Annotated in this window: 15 protein-coding genes; 14 read left to right on the top strand and 1 reads right to left on the bottom strand. The window is 69.2% G+C overall.

The window, feature by feature from the left end:
• The first annotated feature begins 8 nt into the window (after positions 1-8).
• The 8 genes from BUB17_RS02100 (at position 9) to BUB17_RS02135 (ending at position 8,635) form a co-directional block, all read left to right on the top strand.
• Positions 9-800 (top strand): creatininase family protein, encoded by a 792-nt coding sequence (locus BUB17_RS02100; protein ID WP_175561246.1) that lies wholly within the window; start codon positions 9-11, stop codon positions 798-800.
• A complete protein-coding gene (locus tag BUB17_RS02105) occupies positions 791-1,561 on the top strand; it encodes a phytanoyl-CoA dioxygenase family protein (RefSeq protein ID WP_072912273.1) in 771 nt (256 codons plus the stop codon). Before BUB17_RS02100 ends, BUB17_RS02105 begins: the two co-directional genes overlap by 10 nt.
• Positions 1,558-2,751, top strand: coding sequence for a hypothetical protein (locus tag BUB17_RS02110; protein ID WP_072912276.1), 1,194 nt, complete (start codon positions 1,558-1,560; stop codon positions 2,749-2,751). Before BUB17_RS02105 ends, BUB17_RS02110 begins: the two co-directional genes overlap by 4 nt.
• Positions 2,742-3,386, top strand: a complete 645-nt coding sequence (locus BUB17_RS02115; protein ID WP_072912279.1) for an L-threonylcarbamoyladenylate synthase — start codon at positions 2,742-2,744, stop codon at positions 3,384-3,386. The genes BUB17_RS02110 and BUB17_RS02115 overlap by 10 nt, the downstream gene beginning before the upstream one ends.
• A gap of 200 nt (positions 3,387-3,586) precedes the next feature.
• A complete protein-coding gene (locus BUB17_RS02120) occupies positions 3,587-4,099 on the top strand; it encodes a hypothetical protein (protein ID WP_141242861.1) in 513 nt (170 codons plus the stop codon).
• 221 nt (positions 4,100-4,320) lie between these two features.
• Entirely contained in the window at positions 4,321-5,580 is a 1,260-nt protein-coding gene (locus tag BUB17_RS02125; RefSeq protein WP_072912285.1) for an IS256 family transposase, read from the top strand.
• A 185-nt stretch (positions 5,581-5,765) separates the two neighbouring features.
• Positions 5,766-7,157: a CHAT domain-containing protein gene (locus BUB17_RS02130; protein WP_072912307.1), complete on the top strand. Its 1,392-nt coding sequence runs from the start codon at positions 5,766-5,768 to the stop codon at positions 7,155-7,157.
• A 56-nt stretch (positions 7,158-7,213) separates the two neighbouring features.
• Positions 7,214-8,635 (top strand): restriction endonuclease, encoded by a 1,422-nt coding sequence (locus BUB17_RS02135; protein WP_175561247.1) that lies wholly within the window; start codon positions 7,214-7,216, stop codon positions 8,633-8,635.
• A 42-nt stretch (positions 8,636-8,677) separates the two neighbouring features.
• Here the strand turns inward: BUB17_RS02135 and mobF are convergent, their stop codons facing one another.
• Positions 8,678-14,170, bottom strand: coding sequence for a MobF family relaxase (mobF, locus tag BUB17_RS02140; RefSeq protein ID WP_083605954.1), 5,493 nt, complete (start codon positions 14,168-14,170; stop codon positions 8,678-8,680).
• 526 nt (positions 14,171-14,696) lie between these two features.
• On the opposite strand from mobF, the gene BUB17_RS02145 reads away from it, so the two are divergent.
• From BUB17_RS02145 to BUB17_RS02170, 6 genes are all read left to right on the top strand, one after another.
• Entirely contained in the window at positions 14,697-15,029 is a 333-nt protein-coding gene (locus BUB17_RS02145; RefSeq protein ID WP_072912313.1) for a hypothetical protein, read from the top strand.
• 498 nt (positions 15,030-15,527) lie between these two features.
• Complete coding sequence (locus tag BUB17_RS02150) at positions 15,528-16,718, top strand: cysteine desulfurase family protein (protein WP_208983287.1); 1,191 nt, start codon at positions 15,528-15,530, stop codon at positions 16,716-16,718.
• A 34-nt stretch (positions 16,719-16,752) separates the two neighbouring features.
• Complete coding sequence (locus tag BUB17_RS02155; protein WP_072912316.1) at positions 16,753-17,775, top strand: DUF4007 family protein; 1,023 nt, start codon at positions 16,753-16,755, stop codon at positions 17,773-17,775.
• A complete protein-coding gene (locus BUB17_RS02160; RefSeq protein ID WP_072912319.1) occupies positions 17,772-21,326 on the top strand; it encodes a hypothetical protein in 3,555 nt (1,184 codons plus the stop codon). The genes BUB17_RS02155 and BUB17_RS02160 overlap by 4 nt, the downstream gene beginning before the upstream one ends.
• The gene (locus tag BUB17_RS02165) at positions 21,323-22,159 is read left to right on the top strand and encodes a phosphoadenosine phosphosulfate reductase family protein (protein WP_072912322.1); all 837 of its coding nucleotides are present in this window, start codon (positions 21,323-21,325) and stop codon (positions 22,157-22,159) included. The genes BUB17_RS02160 and BUB17_RS02165 overlap by 4 nt, the downstream gene beginning before the upstream one ends.
• Before the next feature lie 127 nt (positions 22,160-22,286).
• Positions 22,287-23,759 (top strand): DNA phosphorothioation-associated putative methyltransferase, encoded by a 1,473-nt coding sequence (locus BUB17_RS02170; protein ID WP_072912345.1) that lies wholly within the window; start codon positions 22,287-22,289, stop codon positions 23,757-23,759.
• The last annotated feature ends 404 nt before the right edge of the window (positions 23,760-24,163 follow it).

Below are 24,163 nucleotides of genomic sequence, written 5' to 3' on the forward strand. Positions count from 1 at the left end.
ATGGGTCTTTGACCGCACCGGAGGTCGCGACACGCATCACCGAGCAGTCCATCCTCTGCCTACCGCTGGGCTCCTACGAACAACACGGGCCGCACTTGCCGTTGCACACCGACACGGTCATCGCAGAAGGCTTCACCGACCGGCTGATCGAGCGTTACGCCGAGCGTCACGACCTTTGGCGGCTTGCGACACTGCCCTACGGGTTGTCCCTGGAACACGCATGGGCCGACGGGACCGTCTCACTACGGACCGGACTGCTGGCGGACTTGCTGATCGTCGTCGTCGGCGAGTACGTGCGGGCGACCCGCTCGCAGCGGCTGCTCATCGTTAACGGGCATGGCGGCAACCGAGGGCTTCTCGAGGCGGTCTTGTACGAAATCGAGCAAGCACATCGCGTCCGCGTCTGTGCCATCCACCCCAGCTCGCTGTCCAACGTCCGGGTCGAATCGGCGCTGCCCGAGGTGCACGGTGGAACACGGGAGACCAGCGTCATGCTCGCCCTCGCCCCGCAGGACGTGCACCTGGACCGATTCGACGGCGCCCACACCGTGGATCCCTCTCAGCTGGACGAGATCCGGCGGAAGATTCTGCACCGAGGGGCGACATGGCCGTGGAGCTCCGGCGACGCGCATATCACCACCGCCGGCATCACCGGCGGTGACCCGCGCCTGGCCAGCGTCGAGCTGGGGGAGTCGGTCCTGGCCAGCGCTCTGCTCACCGCCGGCGTGGTGCTCGACGATCTGGCCAGCACGTCGGTCGCCGACCCCTCAGACGCCCGGAACGGACCGCCATGTCCCTGACCAGCCACCAACGACTAGCCTATCAGAGCGACGGCGCGGTGATCAGGCGCGGATTCGTGTCCGCCCACCTGGTCGCCCGCGCTGTCGAGTTGATCGACGAGTGGTACCGGCGGTCGATGAATCCGGCGGAGCTGGTCAGCTACACGCAGCGCACCTTTGCTCCCGAACTGGGCAGCCATCCCGATCTGCTGGCGTTATTTACCGATTCCGGGGCCGCGGAGCTGGCCGGCAACCTGCTGGGGGCCTACGCCCCCGTGCGGACCGTGCAAGTGCAGATCCGCGTGCCGGAGGCCCAGCTGGCCCAACCGCAGCCGATCAAAGACATGCACGTCGATGGCGTCGCCTGTCCTCACCTAGACCCGACCGAGCTGCGCACCTTCTCCCTGCTCGTGGGTGTTCTCCTCTCGGAGGTGAGCGACCCGGCGCAGGGGGCGCTGCGCTACGTCCCCGGCGGCCACCTAACCATGGCCGACTGGTTCAGCCGGGAGTGGCGTCAGGGCGTCACGCAGCAGACACCGCCGCACGTCGCCGCGAACGAGGGCGTGCCGCTGCTGGGAGCACCCGGGGACCTGCTGCTGATGCATCACCTGGTTCCCCACGCCGTCGGCCCGAACCACGGCACCAGCCCGCGGATCATGGCCTATTTCCGCGTGTCCCACGTTGACCACGCGGGCCGCAGGCTGGACGCGCTGCGAGACCCGTGGTTGGACTATCCCGCCTTGATCCCGCCGGCCCGTCGAGCCCGCCAAGACCGGCCGTGATCGAATCCCGCCGCGCCGGCCAGGTCCGGCAGACCGCCCTGTCGCTGGCCGCCGAGCAGATCGGCGGCCGCGTCGTCATCCTGACCGGATCCACGGCGGGCAGTCGTCAGATCGCACGCTTCGTCGCCGATGCCGGTGCCACCCCCAGGGAGATCCCCCTGGCGGATCTGCCCACCGAGACGAGGTCACGATTCGCGGCCATGGAGTCCGCTCTGCACCATCCCACTGGCGAGGTGGTGGACCGGATCGACGGCGCGGACCCCACCGGCTCGGGACTGGTGTATGCGGGATCCTTCACCGCTGTGAGCACTCTGGCCGGGCGCAAGGTGATCGGAGCAAGAACGCCCGCGGTCCTGGCCGTTGAGCGCAAAGACATCCAACAGTCACTCCTGGACCTGCCCGGGCGCATCGTCCCGATCGACGACTTCCAACCGGCCGGACCCGCCATGGTCGTGCAAGGCATCCCGGCCGACGGGGTGGCGATGGCGACCAGTCACACCTACCTGATGCCTCCCCACTCGGAAGCGCACCCCCGGCAGGACACCGTTCTCGCCACCCTGCGGCGGGACTGCCGACAGCTGCGCATCGCGCCGTTCCACCCCGGCATTCCGTGCACCTTCTATGGCTTCGTCACGGGCTCCGACGTCATCGATTTCGGCCCGGTCGAGGCGCTGGTCTTCTGGGACCCGCAGACCTGGCGTCTGGTCGCCCCAGGGATCGTGCGGCCGCTGCCGTTGCAGAACGCGGACGCCGTCAACGCGCGGATCCAGGTCCACGACGTGGCCACCAGACTCCGGGAGCGTGCCGGCTACGTGGGAGCGTTCGGCGTCGACGGGGTTCTCACCACTGACGGCTACGTCATCCACGAGATCAATCCGCGGGTCTGTGCCGGTTTCAGCCTGCTGAACCGGCTCGCGCCCGACGATGCACCCCTGAGCGCGGTCGACCTCACCCTGCGGGAAAGCCCCGAGGCGGCGACCCAAGCCTTGACCGCACCGCTCTCCCGGTTAGCGGCCGAGGTGAGCCGCGACCAGACCCCCACCTACCGACTCTGGGACGACCCTGCTCCGCTGGGCGATGACGAGCTGCGCCGCATGGACCGCCGCCAGCTTGCTGCCTTCCTCACGGAGTCGGCGGGCGTTGGCCGCATCGCCCTGCGCACCCTCCAGGACCACGCGTCGTGGAGGTGATCGCGGCCGAGGATCTGCCCCGCGCGGCCGCGGCGCTACAGGCCGGTGGCGTGGTCGTGGTGCCGACCGCCCGCTGGTACATGATGTGCGCCGATGCGTCCAACGCCGGCGCCTGTTCCCGGCTGTTCGTCAGCAAAGCGCGAGCAGCGACCAAACCGCTCGCCTACGTGCTCCCGCGTGCGCGTCTCGCGGAAGACGAATTTGTGCTGTCAGCCAGCGCCAGGCGGCTCGCCGCGGCGTTCTGGCCCGGCAACTTGGCGCTGGTCCTGCCATGGCGGGACACCAGCCGGGGGCAGCGACTGTCCTCGGTCGGCACACCGCATGCCCTCGTCACCAGCGATCCGGGCGTGCTCGGTGAGCTCGCCGCCGTGGCAGCCGTCCCCCTCGCCGCTACCACGGTTAACGTCTCAACGGTCGATGGTTCGTCGCCGGGGCCAGCGATCACCACGGGGGAGGTGCAGCGGTTCACCGAGCGCACCGGGCTCACGATCGACTTCTGCGTCGAGGGCGGGATTACGCCGGTCAATAATCACCTCACGATCGTCGACTGCACGACGGACCGGCCTGTCCTAGTGCGGACAGGGGTGGTGCACGAACGGGCGGTCGCCGCGGCGCTGGCCGCCATCCCTCAGTAGGCGGCTCGCCCCCGAGCGGAGGAACAGCCGTGCCGGCCGCGCCGCAGGGAGTCGGCTGTTCGGCCCGCCTAAGCAGTAGATCGCGGGAGCGCCCCAGTCGAGGATGTTGTCGCCGTACGAGCCGGTTGGCGGGGCGAGTCGGGCGGTCAGGTCGGGTCGGCCGCCATGCCCTGCACACTGCAGCCGTGGCATGGGAGTGGGTGGCGCCGGTCGCCACAGCAGGAGCCAGCACCGCCGCTGTCGTCGCCACCTACCTCGCCGCCCGGCAGACGGTGAACACGCAGGCGCAGACCGCCCGCGAGACCCGCAATCACGAGCGGCAGATGGCCGAGCTCGCGCGCGCCCGGGATCGCGAACAGAGCGATCGCGATCAGCGGCTGGCCGCCTACGTCGACTGCCTCACCGCCATCCGGGCCGCCGGCACGACCTGGCAGCAGCTCACCAGTGACGCACGCAATGAGATCCGCACCGCCCTGGTCCGCGTCGAGCTGCTCGGCACGTCGACCGTCGCCCGTAAGGCCGATGTCGTCCTCGGTCTGGTCAGCCACGAGGACATCACCAGCCCGGTGTCGTTGGCCTGGATCGAGGAGCAGCTGCTCGACGCGATGCGTGAAGACCTCACGGGAGAGCCGGGCCTGGCACTGGAGCGCGCCGCTGGCCGGGTGCGCCGCGAGCGGACACGAGCCGACGACAGCGATGCGGTGCCGCAGTGACACGGAGGCGGACTCTCCTCTGGGACGTCGGCTCTGCGGTTCGCGGGCGTCGCCGTAGTCCGTCCCCCTACGCGTGCGATCCCGCGGGCTGGCTGAGTCCCCTGGAGTGGTGTAGATCGGGCCCCTGGCCTCGGTGATCGTGTCGGTCACCGACGTCGAGGGGCCACCGCGTGAGGCTCTGTGAGAACCCGCCAAGGAACTCACAGAAGAGGACTCACACGATGGCCCTGGATCAGTCTGCCCTGCTCGAGCTCACCGAGGCACTGCGCAGTGCCGACTCCGGTGAGCTGATGCGCCGGCTGCTGCACACGATGCTGCAGGCGCTGATCGACGCGGAGGCGACCGCGCACATCGGCGCCGCACCGCACGAGCGCACCGACACGCGCACGACCCAGCGCAACGGCAGCCGCGACAAGCTGGGCGCGACCACCGCCGGTGATCTGACGGTGAAGATCCCCAAGGTGCGCTCGGGATCGTTCTACCCGGCGCTGCTGGCTCCGCGCCGGCGCATCGACGTCGCGCTGCACGCGGTGGTGATGCAGGCCTGGGTGGAGGGCGTGTCCACCCGCAAGGTCGACGACCTGGTCGCGGCGCTGGGCGTGGAGTCGGGCATCAGCAAGAGCGAAGTGTCCCGGATCTGCGCCGGCCTGGACGCCGAGGTCGCCGCCTGGCGCGACCGCAGCCTGGGCGAGCAGGCGTTCCCCTACGTATTCCTCGACGCGACCTACTGCAAGGCCCGGGTCAACCGGCGGGTGGTCTCCCGGGCGGTGGTCATCGCCACCGGCGTGGCCGCCGATGGGCGCCGGGAGGTGCTCGGGGTCGACGTCGGCGACAGCGAGAACGAGGTGTTCTGGACCGAGTTCCTGCGCGGCCTGCGCGACCGTGGCCTGGGCGGGGTGCAGCTGGTCATCTCCGACGCCCACCGCGGCCTGACCGCCGCAATCGACACCGTGCTCGCCGGCGCGGCCTGGCAGCGCTGCCGGGTGCCCGTCATGCGCAACGTGCTTGCCCGGGTCAGCAAGGGCTCCGCGGAGATGGTCGCCGCCGCGATCCGCACCATCTTCGCCCAGCCCACCGCCGACACCGTCCGCGAAGCGGTCGAGAACGTGGCGAGCACCCTGGACCGGCAGTTCCCGGCCGTGGCGGCCCTGCTGCGCGATGCCCGCGAGGAGATCACCGCCTTCGCCGACTTCCCGCAGGCCCACTGGCGCAAGATCTGGTCGACCAATCCCCTGGAACGACTCAACAAGGAGGTCAAGCGGCGCACCGACGTCGTCGGCATCTTCCCCGACGACGCATCCCTGCTCCGGCTCGCCTCCTGCGTGCTGATCGAGGCCCACGACGAGTGGCAGGTCTGCGACCGCCGCTACCTCTCCGAAGCCTCCATGGCCCTGCTCAACCCGCCCGAGCCGACCGCACTGGAGACCCGACGCACCGACCCCGACGAGGTGATCGCCCAGCCTGCCCGGGAGACGGCATAGTCAGCACCACCGCAGAGCAACACGCGACGAACTACACCACCCCACGGGACGCGACCCGCGGGCTGGCGTGGCCGTCCAGCAATCCCGTCGCGGACTCAACGCGTGAACCCATAGGCCTATGTCGATCCAACCCCAGACTGTCGGAGCCGCCGGTCATGCTGGCCTAACTTGATCGAGGAGGTCACGTGGCACGGTCGGACACCCTGCGCAGCGACATCACACGGCTGGAGACAACAGAGGCGGGACTGCGCCGCGACCTGGCCCGGCAAGAGGACGCGGCAGTGAAAGCCCGGGCGGCAGCAACGAAGAAGCGGCAGGACGCCGAGCGGACCAGGTCCGAAAGCACCCGTCGGACGGCGCTGCGCTCGGCGGCGGAGCAGGACAAGAAGCTAGTCGCGGCTGAGAAGAGCATTGGGGAGATCAAGACGAAACTCGCCGCGAACAGCAAGGCGCAGACGGACAAGCGTCGCAGCCTCACCGCTGCCGAGCGCAGCGAGCGTCAGGCCGCGGACCGAGACGAACAGCGGCGCCGCCGCGAAGAGAAGGCCCATGCCCGGGAGGTCGGCCGGCTGTCACGGCCCACCGTCCGCTACGTCGAGGTTCGCGCGCCTGAGCCGGAACCGCTGCGGGTCCTGTACCTGACGGCGAACCCCGAGGCCGAAGACAGCACCACGGTAAGACCCGACGGTTCAATCACTACGATCTCCCGCTATCTACGCCTGGACCGCGAGGTCCGAGAGGTACAGCAAACGCTGCGCGGCGCGAAGTATCGCGACCTCGTCACCGTGGCGCACCGCCCGGCTGCCACCGCCGAGGACCTCATCGACGCGCTCAACGACGTCCGCCCGCACCTGGTGCACTTCTCAGGCCACGGCTGGACCGGCGGAATCGTGTTCGACAACGGCGACCTTGACGACCCGCAGGACCATCCCGTCGAGTTCGACCTTCTCGCCCAAGTCTTGACCGCAACCAGCACGCCCCCGCAAGTCCTGGTTCTAAACGCATGCGAAACGCTTCACGGCGCCGACCTGCTCCTACCGGCGGTCCCGGTGGTGATCGCGATGGCCGACACGATCGACGACACCGCTGCAATCGTGTTCGCCCGGCGCTTCTACGCCGCCATCGCCAGCGCCCAGCCGGTTGGCATTGCCCTCGCGCAGGCTCAGGCTGCCATGCGACTGACCACCCCCGAAGACGCAGACCTCCCGCAAGTCGCCGTCCGCGATGACGTCGACCCTGACGAACTCGTGCTCGTCCGCCCACCTGGCGCCACACCATCTGCAGACCCATCCCTCGTCCTGCTGCAGGAGCACGGCCTTAGCCCGCTGGCCGTCGCGCTACTGCGACACGTGCAGAACCTAGAAGCGGACGAGAGCTTCCCCGGCGTGCTGTCCAGCGCTGCCGCGGCAGCCGCCGTCGACGCGACCCCCCGCGCGGTCATAACCGAGCTAAAGCGGCTGCTCGAGGACGGCTACCTTGCCGCAAGTGACCAGGCGGAGGACTTCGACGGCGGCTTCGACGTAGCCGAACCACGTCTAACCACGCGAGGTGTCGCAGCGGTGGCCACACGGACCTAAGCCCCGCGAACAGTAGGAGTCCGGTGAGTCCAATCGCCTGTGCCATGCTCGGGCCGGTGTCCACTGGCGTGCGCCTCCGACGCCCCGCCGCGGAGCTATATGCGCAGGCGCAGCGCACCGACAACCCGGCGACGCGGGGACGGCTGCTTGAGGACGTGCTGCTGCGGCTCTTCGAGACGGCGCACTTCGACGTCGAGAAGAACGCCGGGGCTGCCGCCCCCCGGCAGACCGATCTTGTCGCCCGCTACGGCGAACGCGTCTACCTCGTCGAGGCCAAGTGGACCAGGCGCCCGGCCGGGATCCCCGAGCTCGATGCGCTGCGGACCCGGCTGAGCCGGGCCACGCGCGGCGCAATCGGGGTGCTCGTCTCCGTCGGAGGCTTCGCCGCCAGCGTTGTCGAGGACGTCGGGCATCATCGGCGTCACCCCCTTCTCTTGCTCTCGGCGATTGAGCTTGAGCGCCTCGTCCACGGCGGTGAGGGCCTGCGCGATCTGCTTCGGCGTAAGGAGGATGCCCTCGCATTGTCGGGCCGAGTCCTCGTCACCTCGACCGATCCGACAGCGGCCGGCGACGCAAGGAGAGGCGCGTGGCGACGCGGAGCGCCGACAATTGTCGAGCCATCGGGACGGACCGTCCCCTGGGTGCGCGCGACCGGCTCATTCGACGTGTGGCTGCCGGCCCTACGGCTGCCGGACCCGGACTGGCGGTGGGCCGGCCACACCGGATCCGTGTACACCACAGCGGCCGTCCGCGATCGGGGACCGGGCACCGTCCACCGCGTCGTAGAGGAACTCGACCGCATCGGCTGGCTTGAGTCGCACTGCTCCTGGGCGCTGCGCCAGGCGGGCGCCAACTGGTTCGGCTTCGGCGCCACGGGGCTCATCGAGGCTCTCGAGAGGTGGACGGACCGCTACGCCGCATGGGCTGGAGCAGCGCATCACACCGAGGAGCTGGCAGCCACAGGGCAGGCCGACGGAAGCGGCATCTGGATTTTGGAGGCCGACATCGACGCCGGGCGGCCGCGCTGGGTCACGTCCTGCGAGCTCAGCGCCGTCCTGGAGGGCTGGCCGCTCGACGTTGAACCGTTGCGGCGGCTCATGCGGGTCGTCGGCGCCGAGGAGCCGCAGGTTCTCCGGACGCTGATGTCCCGGGTCGTCACGACCGATCGGCTACCGCGCGACGAACCGGCGGTGCTGGACGTGCGAGCGCGAATCGTCGTGCGCGAGACGGTCCCCGACGGATCCCACGAGGACTGGGTCGTGGGTGTGATCGCGCGGCATCCCGGCCTTTCGCAGATCGCTGAGGAGGTCGATAGGCCGCCTTGGCGCGAATGGACCCGCGATAACGACGTGCTGCCCGTCGCCCTCCGATCATGGCACCAGCACGACACCGTCGACCGGACCTACACGCTCCTGCGGTCCGAGTGGAGCGAGCTGCCCCGGTCCATTCCTGACGTACTCGTCGCCGATTGGGACTGAACGGCACTGGGCGCCCATCTGTGACGTCTCGATTAGCGACCTTCAGCGAGAACGGTGCAGATCCGGTTGTGTGCCATGCGGTGGCTGTCCCGTAGGACCCGTCGGGTGGGGATTCTCGTGAAGGGACGTCAACCGGGACATCTGGTGGGGACCGGCTGTGGTCCTGCGGTAAGACGTGGCGATCGGTTCGGTGTCGAGGACGGCCCTGTGGACGGTGCCGGGCGGCACGGCGAGGACCTCGGTGACCCGGTCGATGAAGTCCAGCCACCGGCTGGGTGGCGCCGCGGTGATGATGGCGCCCACGTCGCGCAGGGCCGCGCGAATGTCTCCGGTGCTCCGGTTCTGCTCGACCGGAGTGAGGCGTGCGTCGAGCAGGGCTCCGGCAAGGCTGGGCGAGGTGTCGATGGCCGTCCTTAGTGCGGTGGCACCGTCGCTGTGGAACAGGTCGGCGGGATCGAGCCCGTCGGGGAGCGCGAGTCGGCGCGGGTCGTCGCCACGGGTGGTGAGTTGCCGGAACATCCGCTCGGCGGCCTTGTACCCGGCCGGATCGTTGTCGGTGGCGACCAGGATGCCGGTGCCGTCCGCGCGGATGTAGGGGCACAGCAGGTCGGCTTGCCGGTCGGTGAGGGCGGTGCCGAGGGTGGCGACACCAACGGTCGCGCCGTTCCCGGCGAGGGTGAGGGCGATGGCATCCATCGGCCCTTCTACGAGGGCCAGGGTGGCGCCGGCGGTGAGCGCGGCTCGGTTCTCGTAGAGGCCGAGTAGATGCTCTCCCTTGCGGTAGAGGTCGGTACTGGGGGTGTTGAGGTACTTGGGCCCGGCGCGGCCGTCGTCGCCGGTGCTGGGGTTGCGGCGGGCGATGAAGCCGCGGATGGCGCCGTCGGTGTCGTGGATCGGGAAGGTGAGCCGGTCGCGAAACCGGTCGATCAGCGCCCCGGTGCGGGTGCGCTGCGCGAGGCCGGCGGCGAGCAGTTCGACGTCGGTGGCGCCGAGGCGGCGCAGGTGATCGACGAGTGCGGTCCAGCCGGCGGGGGCGTAGCCGGGGGCAAAACGCGGATCGTCCGTCAGATCAGTGTTCAGTCGCTGGCGCAGGTAGGCGGGCGCCCAGGAGTCGGGGTAGTGCTCGGTGTAGAAGGCGGCGGTCTCGGTGTTGAGCTCGATGAGCCGGTCGCGGCCGACGACGGCAGTGGCCCAGAAGTGCTGCTCGAGCAGGTAGTCCGCGTCGTCTCCAGCAGCCTCGGCGAGGGCAAAGGGGTCGGAGGTGAGGTACCGGCGTTCGGCGATCGGCGGCTCGTCGTCGAAGGGGAGGGGCTCTTCGTCCGTGGGGGGCAGATCGGTGACGTCCACGGCGAGGGCCGCGTCGTCGACCGTCGGCGAGAGCAGATGCGCATCGTCGGGCGGCTGCAGGTCGGTCGGCAGCGGCTCGGCGGCCTCAACGGGGGCAGGGTCGGTGAGCGCCGCGACCCGGAACACCAAGGCCTCGGCGACCCCGCTGCCGGCCCGTTCGGCTGTCACTGTCTCCGGGAGACCAGAGGTCGCGGCGGTGAGCAGGCCGGCGGCGCTCCAGCCGGCGCGGATGCCTGCGGTGACCGCGGCGACCAGCGCCGGCCAGGCCGGGTCGGCCAGCACGCGCTGGGCGTGCCCAGCAGGCAGGAGCCCGAGCAGAGTGGTGCACCAGTCCGGCCGCAGCGCTGCGGCGCCTGAGCCTGCGGCGGGCACGGTGGCGAAGGTGAGGTGGGGGGCCAGCCGCCACCAGAGCGCGGCGGCGGGCAGGTCGTCGGGCAGCGGCCGCTGCGCGGCAACCGCCGCGAGCAGGCCGGCGGCGTCGAGGCCGGCGCGGGCGGCGGCGACCAGCCGGTCGGCCAGAGCTGGCCAGTGGGCGTCGCGGCGAATGCGGGGATCGATGCTGTCGGCCAGCGCCGTCCACACCGAGCCGGGCCGGATCGGACCGACGGCGGCGACGGCTTCGTCCAGCCGGGCCTGGTGCCGGCGCTCGGCGACCGCGGGTCGGGGTGGGCCGGTGAGGCGCCGGTCGCTGTCGCGAGTGCCGTGCACGACACGCCAGACGGCGAGGTCGGCCCGCAGCCGGTTGCAGGCGGGGTCGAGCAGCGGCCGCGCCCAATCCGGTGCGGTGGCCGGCGTCATCGCGGCGGCGCTGTCGGTGACTCGTGCCGCGCAGGCGGTCAGATGGCCGGCGCGAGCGGCCAGATAGGGGCCCCAGTGCGGGTCCTCGATCAGCGCCGTCGGCGCGCCGGGCAGCCACGGCAACGGACCTGGCAGGCCGGTCACGTTCAGTCGCCAGTCCAGAACGGCCGCGGGATCACGGGCGCTGCCCAGTTCACGCTCCTCGAACGCGGCCTGGAAGGCGAGGACGGGGTCAGTGCCGGTGAGGGCGAGCAGCGCCAGGTTCCCGCGCAGGGTCGGCCACGCTGCAGCGGCAGTCAGCCCCGGGTAGAGCCGCTCGGCGGCGTTCTCCAGTTCTTCTGCGGTCCGGCGTCCGAGGTGGTGGTCGGCGGCGAATCGGAGGGCGTCGGCGTAGCGGGCGGCGGCGGAGTGCAGCTGGTCGGCCCGTTCGGCGAGCGCCCGGCGGGCGCCGGTGGCCGAGGTCTGGGCGCCGTCGCGGGCCAAGATGTCGGTCAGTAGGTCGGTGGCAGTCGGCGGGAAGACGGCGGCGGAGGTGACGATGCTGTGCGGGTCCCCGTCGCCGACCGTGGCGAGGTAGACGTGGTTGGCGGCGCGGCCCCGGGAGAGCGCCACGTAGAGCAGCTGCCGTGGCTCGGCGCCGGTGAGCACGGTGTGGGAGGTGTCGGCGGTGACGCCCTGGGCGCCGTGCACGGTGGTCGCGTAGCCCAGCTGCACGTGGTCGCGCACGTACGCCGCTGGCAGGGTGATCCGCCGTCCAGTGGCGGCATGGGCCACGGTGAGGGATGCGTCGTCCCCGACGGCGGTGACCGTCCAGCGGTCGCCGTTCTTGACCCAGTCGGCGGCGGTGATCGGCAGACTCCGGTCATTGCGGCGGGTGATCACCGCATCGCCGGCGCTGGCGCGGGTGCGATCGGTCAGCACCACCTCCGGGCCTACCGGATCATCGAGCTGGGCGAGGCGGTCAGCCCGAGCCCGCGTGTTGAGCGCGAGGACGGTCTCGCGGGTGGCGGCGAGCAGCAGCGCGTCGACGCCGCGGTGACGGTCGGCGTCCCACGCGGTGTAGGCGTGCTCGGCGCAGGTGGCCGCATCGCCGACGTGGACCCGGCCGGTGTCCAGGTAGAAGCCCAGCCCGGTGGTGTCCCCGTCGCGAATGGCGACAGTGGCGGCGGCCTCGGCCGGGTCGGTGAAGCGCACCAGATGGGTCAGTGTCACCGCGCCATGCGCGGCGGCGATCTCCGAGAGCACGCCGCCGGCGGCGACCGACGCGAGTTGCCGGTCATCGCCGACCAGCCGCACCGACCCGCCGCGGCCCAGCACATAGGAGACTGCGGCGGCGAGCCCGAGGGTGCCGGCCATGCCGGCCTCGTCGACGACCACCAGCGTGCCCGGGCCGATGTCGGCGACCCACTCGGGCAGGTCGGCGGCCTCGAGGGCGCAGACCAGCTTGGCCAGGGTGTCGCAGGGCGCACCGATGGCCTCGCGCAGCCCGGCGGTGGCCACCGCCGAGGGAGCCAGGCCTAGCACCCGACCCCCGGTGGCGGTCCAGGCGCGGGCCAGGGCGGCCAGGGCGGTGGTCTTGCCCGCGCCGGCCGGGGCGATGGCCAGCTGCAGCCGGGCGCCGCCGCCGGCCAGGTCACGCACCAGCTGCGCCTGGCCGGGATTGAGCTCTCTGCCGTTGGCGACGGCCTCCAGCAATGCCAGCTCGACCACCCGGGGATCGGCCCGGTGGCCGTCGGCGCGTCCGGCGGCGGCCAGCAGCAGCGCCTCGGCGTCCAGCACGGCCCGGGACGTGTAGAGCTGGGCGCCGGCGACGGTGTAGACGCTGGCCCCGTCCGAGCGGCGCAGCTGCGGCGGCTCGACGGACGGGTCGGGCTCGCGGAGCGGGGTCGACAGCGCGGGGGAGAGCGCGGCCGCGGTGACCTGCGCGACCGTGGCGTCGATGACGTCCGGCGCGAGGTCGGCGGCTCGGACGATCCGTTCGGCCTCGGCGTACACGTGCCAGACCTGCCAGGTCGCCCGCTGTGCGGCGACTGTGTCCAGCACCCGGCCGGCGGCTGAGCGCACCCAGGCATCGGTCACCACCGCAACGGCGTGCACCCGTGGGCGTAGGACGTCATCGAGCATGCCGGCCACCGCGGTCGGCCCGCCGAGCACGGCGAGGGCCTGTTCTCGCCAGGCCGCCCGCTGCTCGGCGAGCGAGCGGGGCTCGTGCTTGGCCTCCCGCGTCTCCAGCGTGGCCTGCTGGGCCAGCGCGATCGCCTCACCCGCCGTCGGCGTCCGGCCGTGCTCGGCCTGGAAGTCGGCGGCCAGTTCGCCGCGGCGGATGTCGATCGCCCGTCGCCGCGAGGACCAGGCAGCCAACAGCCGGGCGTCGAGGCCGACGATCTCCCGCACCGGCCGCTTGCCAGGCTCCCGGCTCGGGCGCTCGGCGAAGCGAACCCCCAGCCCGGCCACCAGATGGGCCTCCAGCCGGGTGTTGTACCGCTCCGACGCCGCGACGTTCGCCTTGTACAGCACCCGCCCATCCACGGCGCGCCACCGCCCGTCGCGGGTCTGCACCTTGTTGCTCACCGCCACGTGGGTGTGCAGATCCGGATCGCCGGCGCGCGAGTCGCGGTGGGTGAACACCGCGGCGATCAGCCCGGTGGTCTCCACCTGCCGCACCCCGCCGGCACCCAGCCGGGTGAAGACCGCGTGCCGCTCCAGCCAGGCCAGGGTGTCGGCGACCGCGGCGGAGTGGGCGGCCTCGATCTGCTCGGCGATCTCCCGGGGCGCCAGCGCCCACAACGCCGAGACCGACTTCACCGGTGAGAACGTGAGGTCGTAGCCGGCCACCGCCCTTGTTGCCGGCCGCGACGCCCGGGCGATGAACCCGGACATCTCCCGGGCGTCGGCCGGCGGGCGGCCGTGCTCGGCGGTGAACATGCCACGCGCCACCTCGCCGCGGATGTGGGCCCGCTCCGGCGCCGGCAGGGGCGCGTCACGGGGCAGCCCGCGCGTGGCGTTTGCCACGGCGAACTCGTGCGCGCAGCCTGCCCGGAAGCCGTCCGCGGGTGTGGGGTAGACCAGGAACGGCAGGCCGAGGGAACCGGCGGCCCGCGCCTGCTCCGGCGTCCATCCGGCAGCCAGGGCCTCCCGCTCCAGACGCTCGGCGTCGGGATGGCGCCCCTGTCCGAACAGCGCCTTCATCTGCGCCTCGTCGACCGGCTGCCCGGCGCTCACACCGGTGAGCCCGGTCAGGCCGCCGCCGGTCCACGTGCCCGGGAACTCACCCCGCTGCGAGTAGTAGTCACCCAGGCCGGCATGGCCGCGCTCGGTGGCATCCAGCGCCGCCACCTGCCGCGTCAGGTACGTGTACCCGTCCCCGGCGGTCAGCTTGTGCAGCGACATCACCACGTTCGCGGACGGTAGGAATAAGACCTCCCGTCAACCTTGCGTAGTTCTCCCGTTCCTCTGCCTTCTCCAGTACTCGGTGTCGATCAGCGACGCGGTGGCCCGCGGCCGTGGCGCTGGCTCCTCACGACCCGGCGGAAGAGATCGACGTCACCGGCCGTTCGCGGGAGGGGTGCGGAGGTCATCCGACAGCCGTCAGGGCAGCCGCGTCGCCGTCTCCTGCCAGGGATGGACCGGGGTTCGAACGACCCGTGCGGGTGGAGGCGACCAGGCGGTTGCAGAGCCGTCTGCCAGGCCGGTCACTCGGGGCCGCGACAACCACTGTGATCGCGTCAGATGCGACATGCCAGAGCTCTACCCGACAGTGCATGAGGTGTGATGGTCGGTGATCTTGAGAGCTCCAGTCGAGGGCAAGGGGTTCACGGTCTCGGGCGCTCGCGGCGCGTGGCTCGCCTTCCGGCAGTGGCCCTGCAGGGTGTGTCGGTATCCGTCGCTGTCATGTCTCGCTGCAAGAGTCGCCGCCATGCAACAGGTCTTGTGGCAGGCGCAACCTGGCTTCTCTCGCCGCACGGCGACGGTGCGTGGCGCGGGTGACCTCGGCGTGCCGGCCACAGTCGACATCATGGCGGCGGTCAGCGATCAGGACGATCTCCGCGGTCAGGCGTCCTACATCCAGCTCTCTGTGCCGGGCGTGGGTCCGGCGCTGGCATGGGTTGGCGTCCCGGGTGGCGGTCAGCGCGACGGCCGCTTCGTTCACCCGCTGAGCGGGGAGACCTGGCCGTGGGGGCAACTGCACTGTGCTGTCAGGTTCACCATCGACTACGCACGCGACGGTGGCAGGGCAGCAGGTAACTGACCGAGCAGCGGTCGTCCGAGGATGGCCGGCGCCGCAGGCCCAGGAGCGCATTGAAGGGGCTGCCCGATGTGGTCCCGTGACAGAGGTCGCTGACGCGCGGTCGACGTCGAGACCTACTCGGTCCCCGACGCAGCTTGTTCGAGCCCATCGTCGCCTGTGGTGAGCGGGGCCGTCCCTCCGCCGGCGTCCGGGACGGCCAGTGTCGGCAGTGGGCTCAGGTCCAGGTCGCTGGTGCGCCAGGAAGTCAGCTCACCAGCGACGCCGAGGACCGTCGTACCCCTGTGCTGATCTCTTCAGCATGCCGACTGCCTTGCGGCCACCCCGTCGTTCACCACAAGCACAGGAGGAACGCTCCGAGGACTGTGGCCAGCTCAGGACCCCGTTCGGGCGGTCTACCGTCGCAGCAATTCCCGTTCGGTTGTTGGTTCGGCGGTCGCCGTCGCCATGGTTGCGGCGTGGCCCGCGGGGGCGTTCGGTCGCGACGCGTACGGTCTCGCTGTGAGACCCGCTGTGCTGCCTGACTTCGCGGGTCCCGTCTACCTGGACTTCAACGCCACGACGCCCGTTGATCCCGACGTGCTGGCTGCGATGCTGCCGTGGTTCGCCGACCAGTACGGCAACGCCGCGAGTCAGCACCTCCTTGGCCGGGCGGCCGACGACGCTGTCGAGGAAGCCCGGAGGTCAGTCGCCGAGCTGATTGGGTGCTCTCCCGGTGAGATCATCTTCACGTCGGGCGCGACGGAGTCGAACAATCAGGCCTTGAAAGGCGTGCTCGACACCGCCGCTAAGGACGAGCGTTCCCTCGTCACGAGCGAGATCGAGCACAAGGCGGTGCTGGACGTCTGCGACTGGCTGACGGGTCGTCGCGTCAACGTCAGGCGGGTGAACGTTGCACGGAACGGAGTCGTCGAGGTGGCCGATCTGGCTCGGTCGCTGACGCCCAGGACGACCCTTGTCTCAGTAATGGCCGCCAACAACGAAACCGGCGTCGTCCAGCCCCTCGACGTGATCAGCAGGATGGCGCGGGATGTCGGCGCCCTGGTCCACACCGACGCGACCCAGGCCGTCGGCAAGATCCCGTTCGACGTCAACGACGTGGATGTGGACCTCGCATCGTTCAGCAGTCACAAGATGTACGGGCCCAAGGGCGTGGGTGCGCTCTATGTTCGTCGGCGAACACCGTTGGCCGCACTCCTACACGGCGGTGGGCACGAGCGTGGCCTCCGGTCGGGAACGTTGAACGTGCCGGGCATTGTCGGGTTCGGCGAAGCCGCCCGCTTGGCGCTGCAGCGCCAAGCGGGGGACGCCGCTCATTGCCGGCGACTTGTTGCCGTGCTGCGAGGACGCTTGGAGGACCTCGTGCCGGGAGCGCAGGCGACTATCACGTGCCGTCGCGAGCCGTCCAAGGATCTGAAGATGCTGCCCAACACGCTCAACATGCGTTTTCCGGGCGCCGACGCCGAGGCCGTACTGGCGAACGCCCCGCTCATTGCGGCTTCCTCAGGAAGCGCCTGCACCGCCCGGGTTCCCGAGCCCTCGCACGTCCTGGTAGCGATGCTCCAAGACGAGAGCCAGGCTCGGGAGTGCATCCGGTTCAGCGTCGGAAGGACGACCACGGAGGCGGATGTGCTAGCCGCTGCTGAGCAAGTCGCGGTGGCTGTGGAACGAGTCAGGGAACTGACGCGCTGAAATGGCAAGTTCCTGATTTGTAAGGAGAGCACCTTTGAGAATCGAATCCGCCTGTTCGGCGGCTTTCGCTCGCCACGAATCCTTCCATCCCCGATACGGGTGGATCAAGAAGTCAGTTGAGGGTGCGTCAGACGACCCCAACCTCTTCACGCGCGAGGACGCGGTCGTCACCCTTGGTGTGGGCAAGAACATGGTTCGCGCGATCCGCTACTGGGGACTCGCCACTAAGGTCCTCGCTAACCGGGACAATCCAGCCAACGCACGTGTCCCGCACACTGCGCCCTCACGAATCGGGCGCACGCTCTTGGCGGATGATGGGTGGGACCCGTACGTCGAGGACCCGGCGACCCTGTGGTTGCTGCACTGGCTGCTTATGGCACCGAATTGCTTGGCGCCGGTGTGGTGGGCGGCCTTCAATGAATTCACGGCGGTTCAGTTCCGCGCGGCCGATCTAGAGGCTTTCATCGTCGACTACATCGGTGGCGTGGCCGGCTGGGACAGCCCGCAGGTGTCGTCCCTGAAGAAGGACGTCGCCTGCCTGCTCCGCATGTATACGGCGCTGCAGGACGGGGGACGAGCGACCGACGACGACGCGATCGACTGCCCGTTCCGAGAGTTGGGACTGCTTCGGGTGGCCGACGACAGGCGCACCTACCGGTTCGTCGTCGGTGGGAAGCCCAGCCTCCCGCCGGCTGTGGCCCTGTACGCATGTCTGGACTTCGCCGCCTGCAGCGAGACCGGAGCCAGCACGGTGACGCTGTCCCGTCTCGCCACAGAGCCGGGCAGCCCTGGCCGGGTCTTCAAGGTGAGCGAGCCCGTGCTGACCGAGCTTCTGACGTCGGCGTGCCGTGGTGTCGACGACCTTGACGTCATCAACGTCGCGGGAGCCGCTCAGCTCGCGTTCAGAAGCGATCCAGGCGAGCTCGCGGGGTGTGTCCTGTACGGCCACTACCGCAAGGGCAATGCGAAGGCCCTGAAGCCACGGTTTGACTTGGCCGGCCTCTCGGCCCGCACGTCGGCTGATGACGTCCTTGCCCTTTCGGGAGACTCCCAGTGACCAGGTCGAAGCCGCCACGGTTCGCCAGCTTCCGAAGGCCGGTCGACCGGTTCGCGCGATCCATCAACGTCGAGCGGGACGCTGGCTCCAGCGCTCTGTCCAGCTACCTGCCGATGGGGCGTGCCGTTGACGCCGTGCACCGACTCGCCGCGACCTTGTCCTCGTCGCACGTCGAGAGAGCCCTCTCCATCACAGGCCCGTACGGCTCCGGCAAGTCCAGCTTTGCCGTGCTCGTGGACGCCCTACTCCGGCCGGTGGATGACGCCGCCCGCCGGGTGGCGGACGACCTCCTGTCCACCGCCGCCCCTGCCGTCTTCGAGGCGCTGGCCGCCGCGCGGATCCACCTGCACGCGGAGCGCACCGGATTCGTACGGTGTCTGGCCACTGCGGAACGCGAGCCGGTCGTCGTCACGGTCCTGCGCGCGCTTGACACCGGGGCCGAGAAGTTCTCGACATCGGACGCCGCTCAGAAACGTGCGTTGGAGAAGGTCCGCGCATCCGTCCGCGAATTGCGGACGCAGATGCAGCGTGCCGGTCAGCAGCCCACCGTTCGTCAGATCCGCGAGCTGGTGGAGCGGCTCTCCATGGTCGCGCCGGTCCTGCTCCTCATCGACGAGTTCGGGAAGAACCTCGAGGCGTTCGCCGACTCCCGCAGCGCAGCAGACCTCTTCCTGCTGCAAGAACTCGCGGAGTGGAGTCGCAACGACGATGAGATGCGGCTGGTCATCGTCACCATGCAGCACCTCGCCTTCGACGAGTACGCCGAAAGTGCCTCCGGCGCCCAACGCCGAGAGTGGGCGAAGGTCCAAGGGCGCTTCGAAGACGTTCCGTTCGTCGATAGCGCGGCATCCACGCGCGCGCTCATCGCGGCGGCTTTCGCGTCTGCCGACGACGCCTCCTTTGATGGCGCCCTCCGCCGGTGGTCTTCCGAGTCAGTGAAGACGGCGCGCCGGCTGGGGCTGACCGAGATCGCGGATGAGGACTTGGTGCGGGCGTGCTGGCCGTTGCACCCACTGGCTCTTCTGGCGCTGCCCGACCTCTGCCAGCGTTATGGACAAAACGAACGGACTCTGTTCTCGTTCCTGGCGGGCAGCGATAGCAACTCGGTCGCCACCTGGCTACGCGAGACGGCATGTCCCGCCGATGACACCCTGCCCTGCGTCCGAGTGGATCGGGTCTACGACTTCTTCGTCGACTCCAGCGCAACACTGGGATCGGCCGCGCACGGGGCTAGCCGCTGGGTCGAGATCGACACGCGGATCCGCGATGTCCAGGGTCTGTCCGAGGCGCAGCGCCGGGTTCTCAAGACCGTTGGACTCCTGAACCTCGTCTCTTCGGGCGGAACCCTGCGCGCGTCGAAGGACGTCATCGCGTGGGCGGCAGCAGACGGCGAGCCGGGGACCGAGTCACGGGCCGAAGTCCTCACCCGCCTCGACGAGATGGAGGCCGGCGGCCTCATCACCTGGCGCGACTTCGCCGACGAGTTCCGCGTATGGCAGGGGAGTGATGTAGACCTCCGAGGTGCCATCGATCATGCAAGGCGTCGCCTACGCTCCACCTCGGCGGCGCAGCTGCTCGAACGCATCCGGCCGCTCCCGCCGCTGATCGCGGCGCGCCACAGCCACTGTTCCGGCACGCTTCGCTCGTTCACCAGGCATTGGGTGGATGCCCAGACCGAGCGACTTGGCGTGCCGGGAGCCGAGGACCCCGCGGACGGCGTGGTCTATTACGTGCTGGACAAGACCTTCACCACCAGCATCGAGCATTCGCAGGACGGGCGGCGGAAGCCGGTAGTGGTCGTGACGGTTGCCGATGGCCAACCGATCAAGGACGCCGCGCTGGAAGTCGCCGCCATGGCGGAGGCGCTGGCATCCGACGAGCGCGTCAAGCAGGACTGGGTGGCCCGCGCGGAACTCATCGAACGGCACGCGGAGGCTCTCTCTGCGTTGGATGCCCAGCTGGAGACCACGTTCGGCGCTGCTGCGGCCGAACGCTCGAAGTGGCAGCTGCTCGAGGCCGACGACCGTCTCACCCCCATTCCCGCCCGTGGTGGATCGATGGCGCTGTCCTGGGTGGCCGATCAGGCATACGACTCCGCTCCCGTCGTCAGGAACGACATCCTCAACAGGCACCAGTTGAGCTCGGCCGGCGCGAAGGCTCGTCGCGAGCTGATCGAGGCCATGCTGACGAGGCGGCAGGAGCAGGACCTCGGCATCGAGGGCTTCGGTCCCGAGATGGCGATGTACCGGGCCATCCTCAAGGACTCTCGCATCCACTGGCTGCGGAGCGGGACCTGGGGGTTCGGCGCGCCGCCTGAGAACACCACCTACGGGCCCGTTTGGAAGTTCCTGGTGGCGGCGTTCGACGCTGCCAAGCAGGACCGCATCGTGGTTGGCGACCTGTGGGCAAGCTTGGGAGCGCCCCCCTTCGGCCTTCGGGCCGGTCTCGCACCGGTGATCTTCACCGCGGCCCTGATCGCGAATGCCGATCAGGTGGCGCTGTACGAGCACGGAACCTTCCGGCCGGCCCTGACGCCCGAGCTGTTCGAGCGCCTGCTCCGAAACCCCGAGCGCTTCCAGATCAAGCACTTCGGGACGCGGCGCGGTGCGCGGCGGGATCTGCTCGATCTCGCGGTGAAGCTGCTGCCGGGGGCGACGGTCGGACGAGAACGCGCGGGTTCTGTTCTCGCGGTGGTGTCCAGGCTCGTTCAGTCAGTGAACATGCTGCCCGAGCACGTCAAGAAGACGAAGAGCCTCACTCCCGGCGCACTGGGCGTGCGGGCGGCGATCCTCTCGGCCACCGAGCCCGACGACCTACTCTTCCGCGCCATCCCGGCTGCCCTTGGCCTTCCCGCCGTGCCGCCGACCGGGACCTATGCCGGCCCCCACCTCAAGGCGCTGCTCGACGGCCTCGCGCACGCGATACGCGAGCTCACCGACGCCTACCCCGCAGTCCTGAGCGACATCGTCACGGTCCTCGGTGAAGCCCTCGGTGTTCCCGACCGTCGACAGGTGCGGTCCAATGTCGCCGAGCGGGCGCAGATGCTCGCCGGCAAGGTCGTCGATCCGGACGTCCGACGGCTCATTACCGCTCTGACGGCGGAGATCGACTCCGACGACAGCTGGGCTGAGTACGTGGGCCTGCAGGTGACCAACGTCGAACCCGCCGCCTGGACCGACGAGGATCGCACCGTCTTCCATGCGCGCGCTTCAGCCTTGGGCGGCACCTTCCGACGTCTGGAAGCCCTGAACTACGAGCGACGTGCCCGCGAAGACGACGGCTTCGATGCCTTTCGGGTGACCGTGACCCGACCCGATGGTCAGGAATCGGCCACCGTCGTCTGGGCGGCACAGACAGACCGGGAGCGTCTCGGCGGGATCGTCGAGGTGGCGCTTCGGGACATCCAGCGGGTGACCGGGACGGCAACGGAGGCCCGCGACCTTCTCCTGGCCTTGCTCGCCGAACACGGCACTGCCGGGGATCGTCGGACCGAGACGGTAGCGTCCGACAAGGACAATCAAGGGTCAGGCGAGCGGAGGATGAGCCAGTGAGGCACGTTTGCGGGATCTCGGGAGGAAAGGACTCCAGCGCTCTCGCGGTATACCTCCGCGACCGCGTGCCCGACCTCGAGTACTTCTTCTGCGACACCGGCGCGGAGCTTCCGGAGACCTATGAATACCTGAACCGGCTCGAAGTGGTCCTTGGCAAGCCGATCGTCCGCATCAACAGCGAACGAGGGTTCGACCATTGGTTCGAGGTCTTCCGTGGAACCCTGCCGTCGCCGCAGATGCGCTGGTGCACACGCCAGATGAAGATCAAGCCGCTAGAGGAGTGGCTCGGCTCGGACGAGGCGGTCAGCTACGTCGCCATTCGCGCGGACGAGCAGAACCGCAAGGGCTACGTCTCGACCAAGCCGAACATCCGGGCGGTCTTCCCCTTCATCGAGGACGGCATCGACCACGACGGCGTCATGCGCATCCTGGACGATGCAGGTGTCGGTCTGCCCGACTACTATGAATGGCGCACTCGATCCGGCTGCTACTTCTGCTTTTATCAGCGCAAGGCCGAGTGGGTCGGCCTTGCGGAGCGCCACCCCGAGCTCTTCGAGCGCGCCGTAGCGATCGAGCAGAAAGTACTGACCGACGCTGGGGAGAACGGCGATGCCAGCTACGAGAGTCGCGCAATGCGTGGGCGTCACTACACCTGGTCAGGCGGGGAAACGCTGCCTGATCTGATTGCCCGACGCGAAGAAATTCTGACCCGCCACGCGAGCTCCATGGAACGCGCACGGCGCACTCGCCGGAATCTGCCACTTGTTGAGGTCCTCGCGGACGCCCTCGATGATGACGATGACAGTCAAGCCTGCGTAGTCTGCGCTCTGTAACCGGATCCGCCGCGGCCACGACTTAGCTCGCCAACCCCGCTTGCCCCCGCTGAACATTCGGGCCGCTACTCCTATTGACTGCCTAGCTCGATGATGAGCAGGTACACCGGAGGCTGGTGACCCCACGATGCTGACCAACCTCGAGGTACAGCGGCACCGCACGGCAATCGGTAGGACAGGACTGTCGCGACCGGTGACCCTTGCAATACGCGACGAACTCCTGCAGCCAGGAGAGTCGCTGTTCGATTACGGCTGTGGCCGAGGCCAAGACATCACAAGGTTGCGCAGTCTTGGCTATCACGCTAGTGGCTGGGATCCCGTTCATGCACCGCTACAACCACTCGTATCCGCCGACGTCGTAAACCTGGGATACGTCGTCAACGTGATCGAGAACCTAGACGAGCGGGCCAACGTCGTACGCAAAGCGTGGACGCTAGCTAAACGAGTACTCATCGTAGCTGCGCGCTTGACATGGGAGCGGACCGATGCTTCAGGGGAGTCCCACGCGGACGGCATCCTGACGAGAAGGAAGACTTTCCAGAAGTTTTTCGGACAGGAGGAGCTCCGAGCCTGGCTCGAGGAAGTCTTGGGAGAGCCGGCAGTTGCGGCGGCCCCTGGAATCTTCTACGTATTTCGCGCTCGGGCAGACGCGGAGGGATTGCGCGAGCGGCGACTCAGACGACATCCCGATCCCGCACCCCTGCGCACGAACGTGCGTCTCGCGGAGGCCCACAAATTAGAACTCGAGGACCTAGCGCGTTTCGTTAAGACACACGGACGGCCTCCGGAACCATGGGAGCTCCGCTCCTACGATGCACTCGTCGGCGGATACGGCTCAATAAAGCGGGCGATGTCAGCCTTGAGCGAGGGGCTGTCTGCTGCGGAAATTCAATCCGCAGCCGAGCGAACAAGGGGGGTGGTCCTTGTTCATCTAGCCTTGGCCGCCTTCCGCGGCCGGCCGTTGCTCAAGGAGCTCCCCCCGAGCCTCCAGCGAGACATCACCACATTTTTCGGGTCGTACCAAGCCGCAAGACGCGAAGCGGACGATCTCCTCTTCGCCGTCGCTGATCGGACCAAGGTCGAAGAGTCCATCGCAACTATGAACTTTGGCAAGCGACTCCCGGACGCCCTCTATTTTCACGTCTCGGGGCTGACCAATGCCCCACCGCTCATTCGCGTGTACGAAGGCTGTGCCACGATTCTAGTGGGGCGCGTCGACTCCGCCGACGTTATAAAGCTCAATCGCATAGACCGGAAGGTTACCTACCTATCGTACCCCGCGTTCGACACAGAGGCGCATCCTGCTCTGGCGGCTTCGATCAGATGCGACCTCAAGTCGTTCGACGTCCGTGTGCGCGACTTTCAGTCGTATGCGAATCCCCCGGTCCTGCACCGCAAGGACTCAATCGTCCCGCTCGACTATCCTGCGAGAGGCAAGTTCGCGCGCCTGACAAAGCAGGAGGAGCGAGCTGGCCTACTCGGTGCGGCGGATATCGGTAATCGCCACGCCTGGGAGAATAGGTTACAAGCGGCCGGCTTCGTGGTCCGTGGGCACCGGCTGTTGAAAATGAAGCCCCCTGAGCCCGATTCGGCGCCGTAGAGCGTTGGTCAAGAGGGCTTCGCCGGGCGCCTCGCAGCTCGTGGAGCGCTGCTGGCCAATAAGGGTTCTCTCGACGAGCCGCCGCAACTTCTCACGGCGTGCCGGCAGGACACAGCCGTCCACCACTTCCTCCGACGGCACAAGGTGGAGTCGTCGGGCGGCCGCAACTCTGGCGGGTGACTAGGCGTGTCTTTCCGACCAGCTGAGGCGCTCCCCAGGTACATTGCCGCCGAACGCAAGGCCTGGGCGAGCCCAGGAAAGACCAGGGACAGGACGATGCGACACGGGTGCAGCACACTTGCTTCCTTCAACAGGGGCTCGCAACGCCGTGACCCCCTGGCGCGCCGGCTTACCTGGTCGACCGTCGCCCATGAATGAGCACGGCCTTCGTTCCGCGCTCTACG

Origin of the sequence: Geodermatophilus obscurus, from assembly GCF_900143215.1 — a bacterium.
GTDB lineage: Bacteria > Actinomycetota > Actinomycetes > Mycobacteriales > Geodermatophilaceae > Geodermatophilus > Geodermatophilus obscurus_A.

Coding starts and splice junctions, on each gene's coding strand:
- BUB17_RS02105 (WP_072912273.1), top strand. CDS start 791: ATGTCCCTGACCAGCCACCAACGACTAGCCTATCAGAGCGACGGCGCG.
- BUB17_RS02125 (WP_072912285.1), top strand. CDS start 4,321: ATGGCCCTGGATCAGTCTGCCCTGCTCGAGCTCACCGAGGCACTGCGC.
- mobF (WP_083605954.1), bottom strand. CDS start 14,170: ATGTCGCTGCACAAGCTGACCGCCGGGGACGGGTACACGTACCTGACG.
- BUB17_RS02145 (WP_072912313.1), top strand. CDS start 14,697: ATGCAACAGGTCTTGTGGCAGGCGCAACCTGGCTTCTCTCGCCGCACG.
- BUB17_RS02170 (WP_072912345.1), top strand. CDS start 22,287: ATGCTGACCAACCTCGAGGTACAGCGGCACCGCACGGCAATCGGTAGG.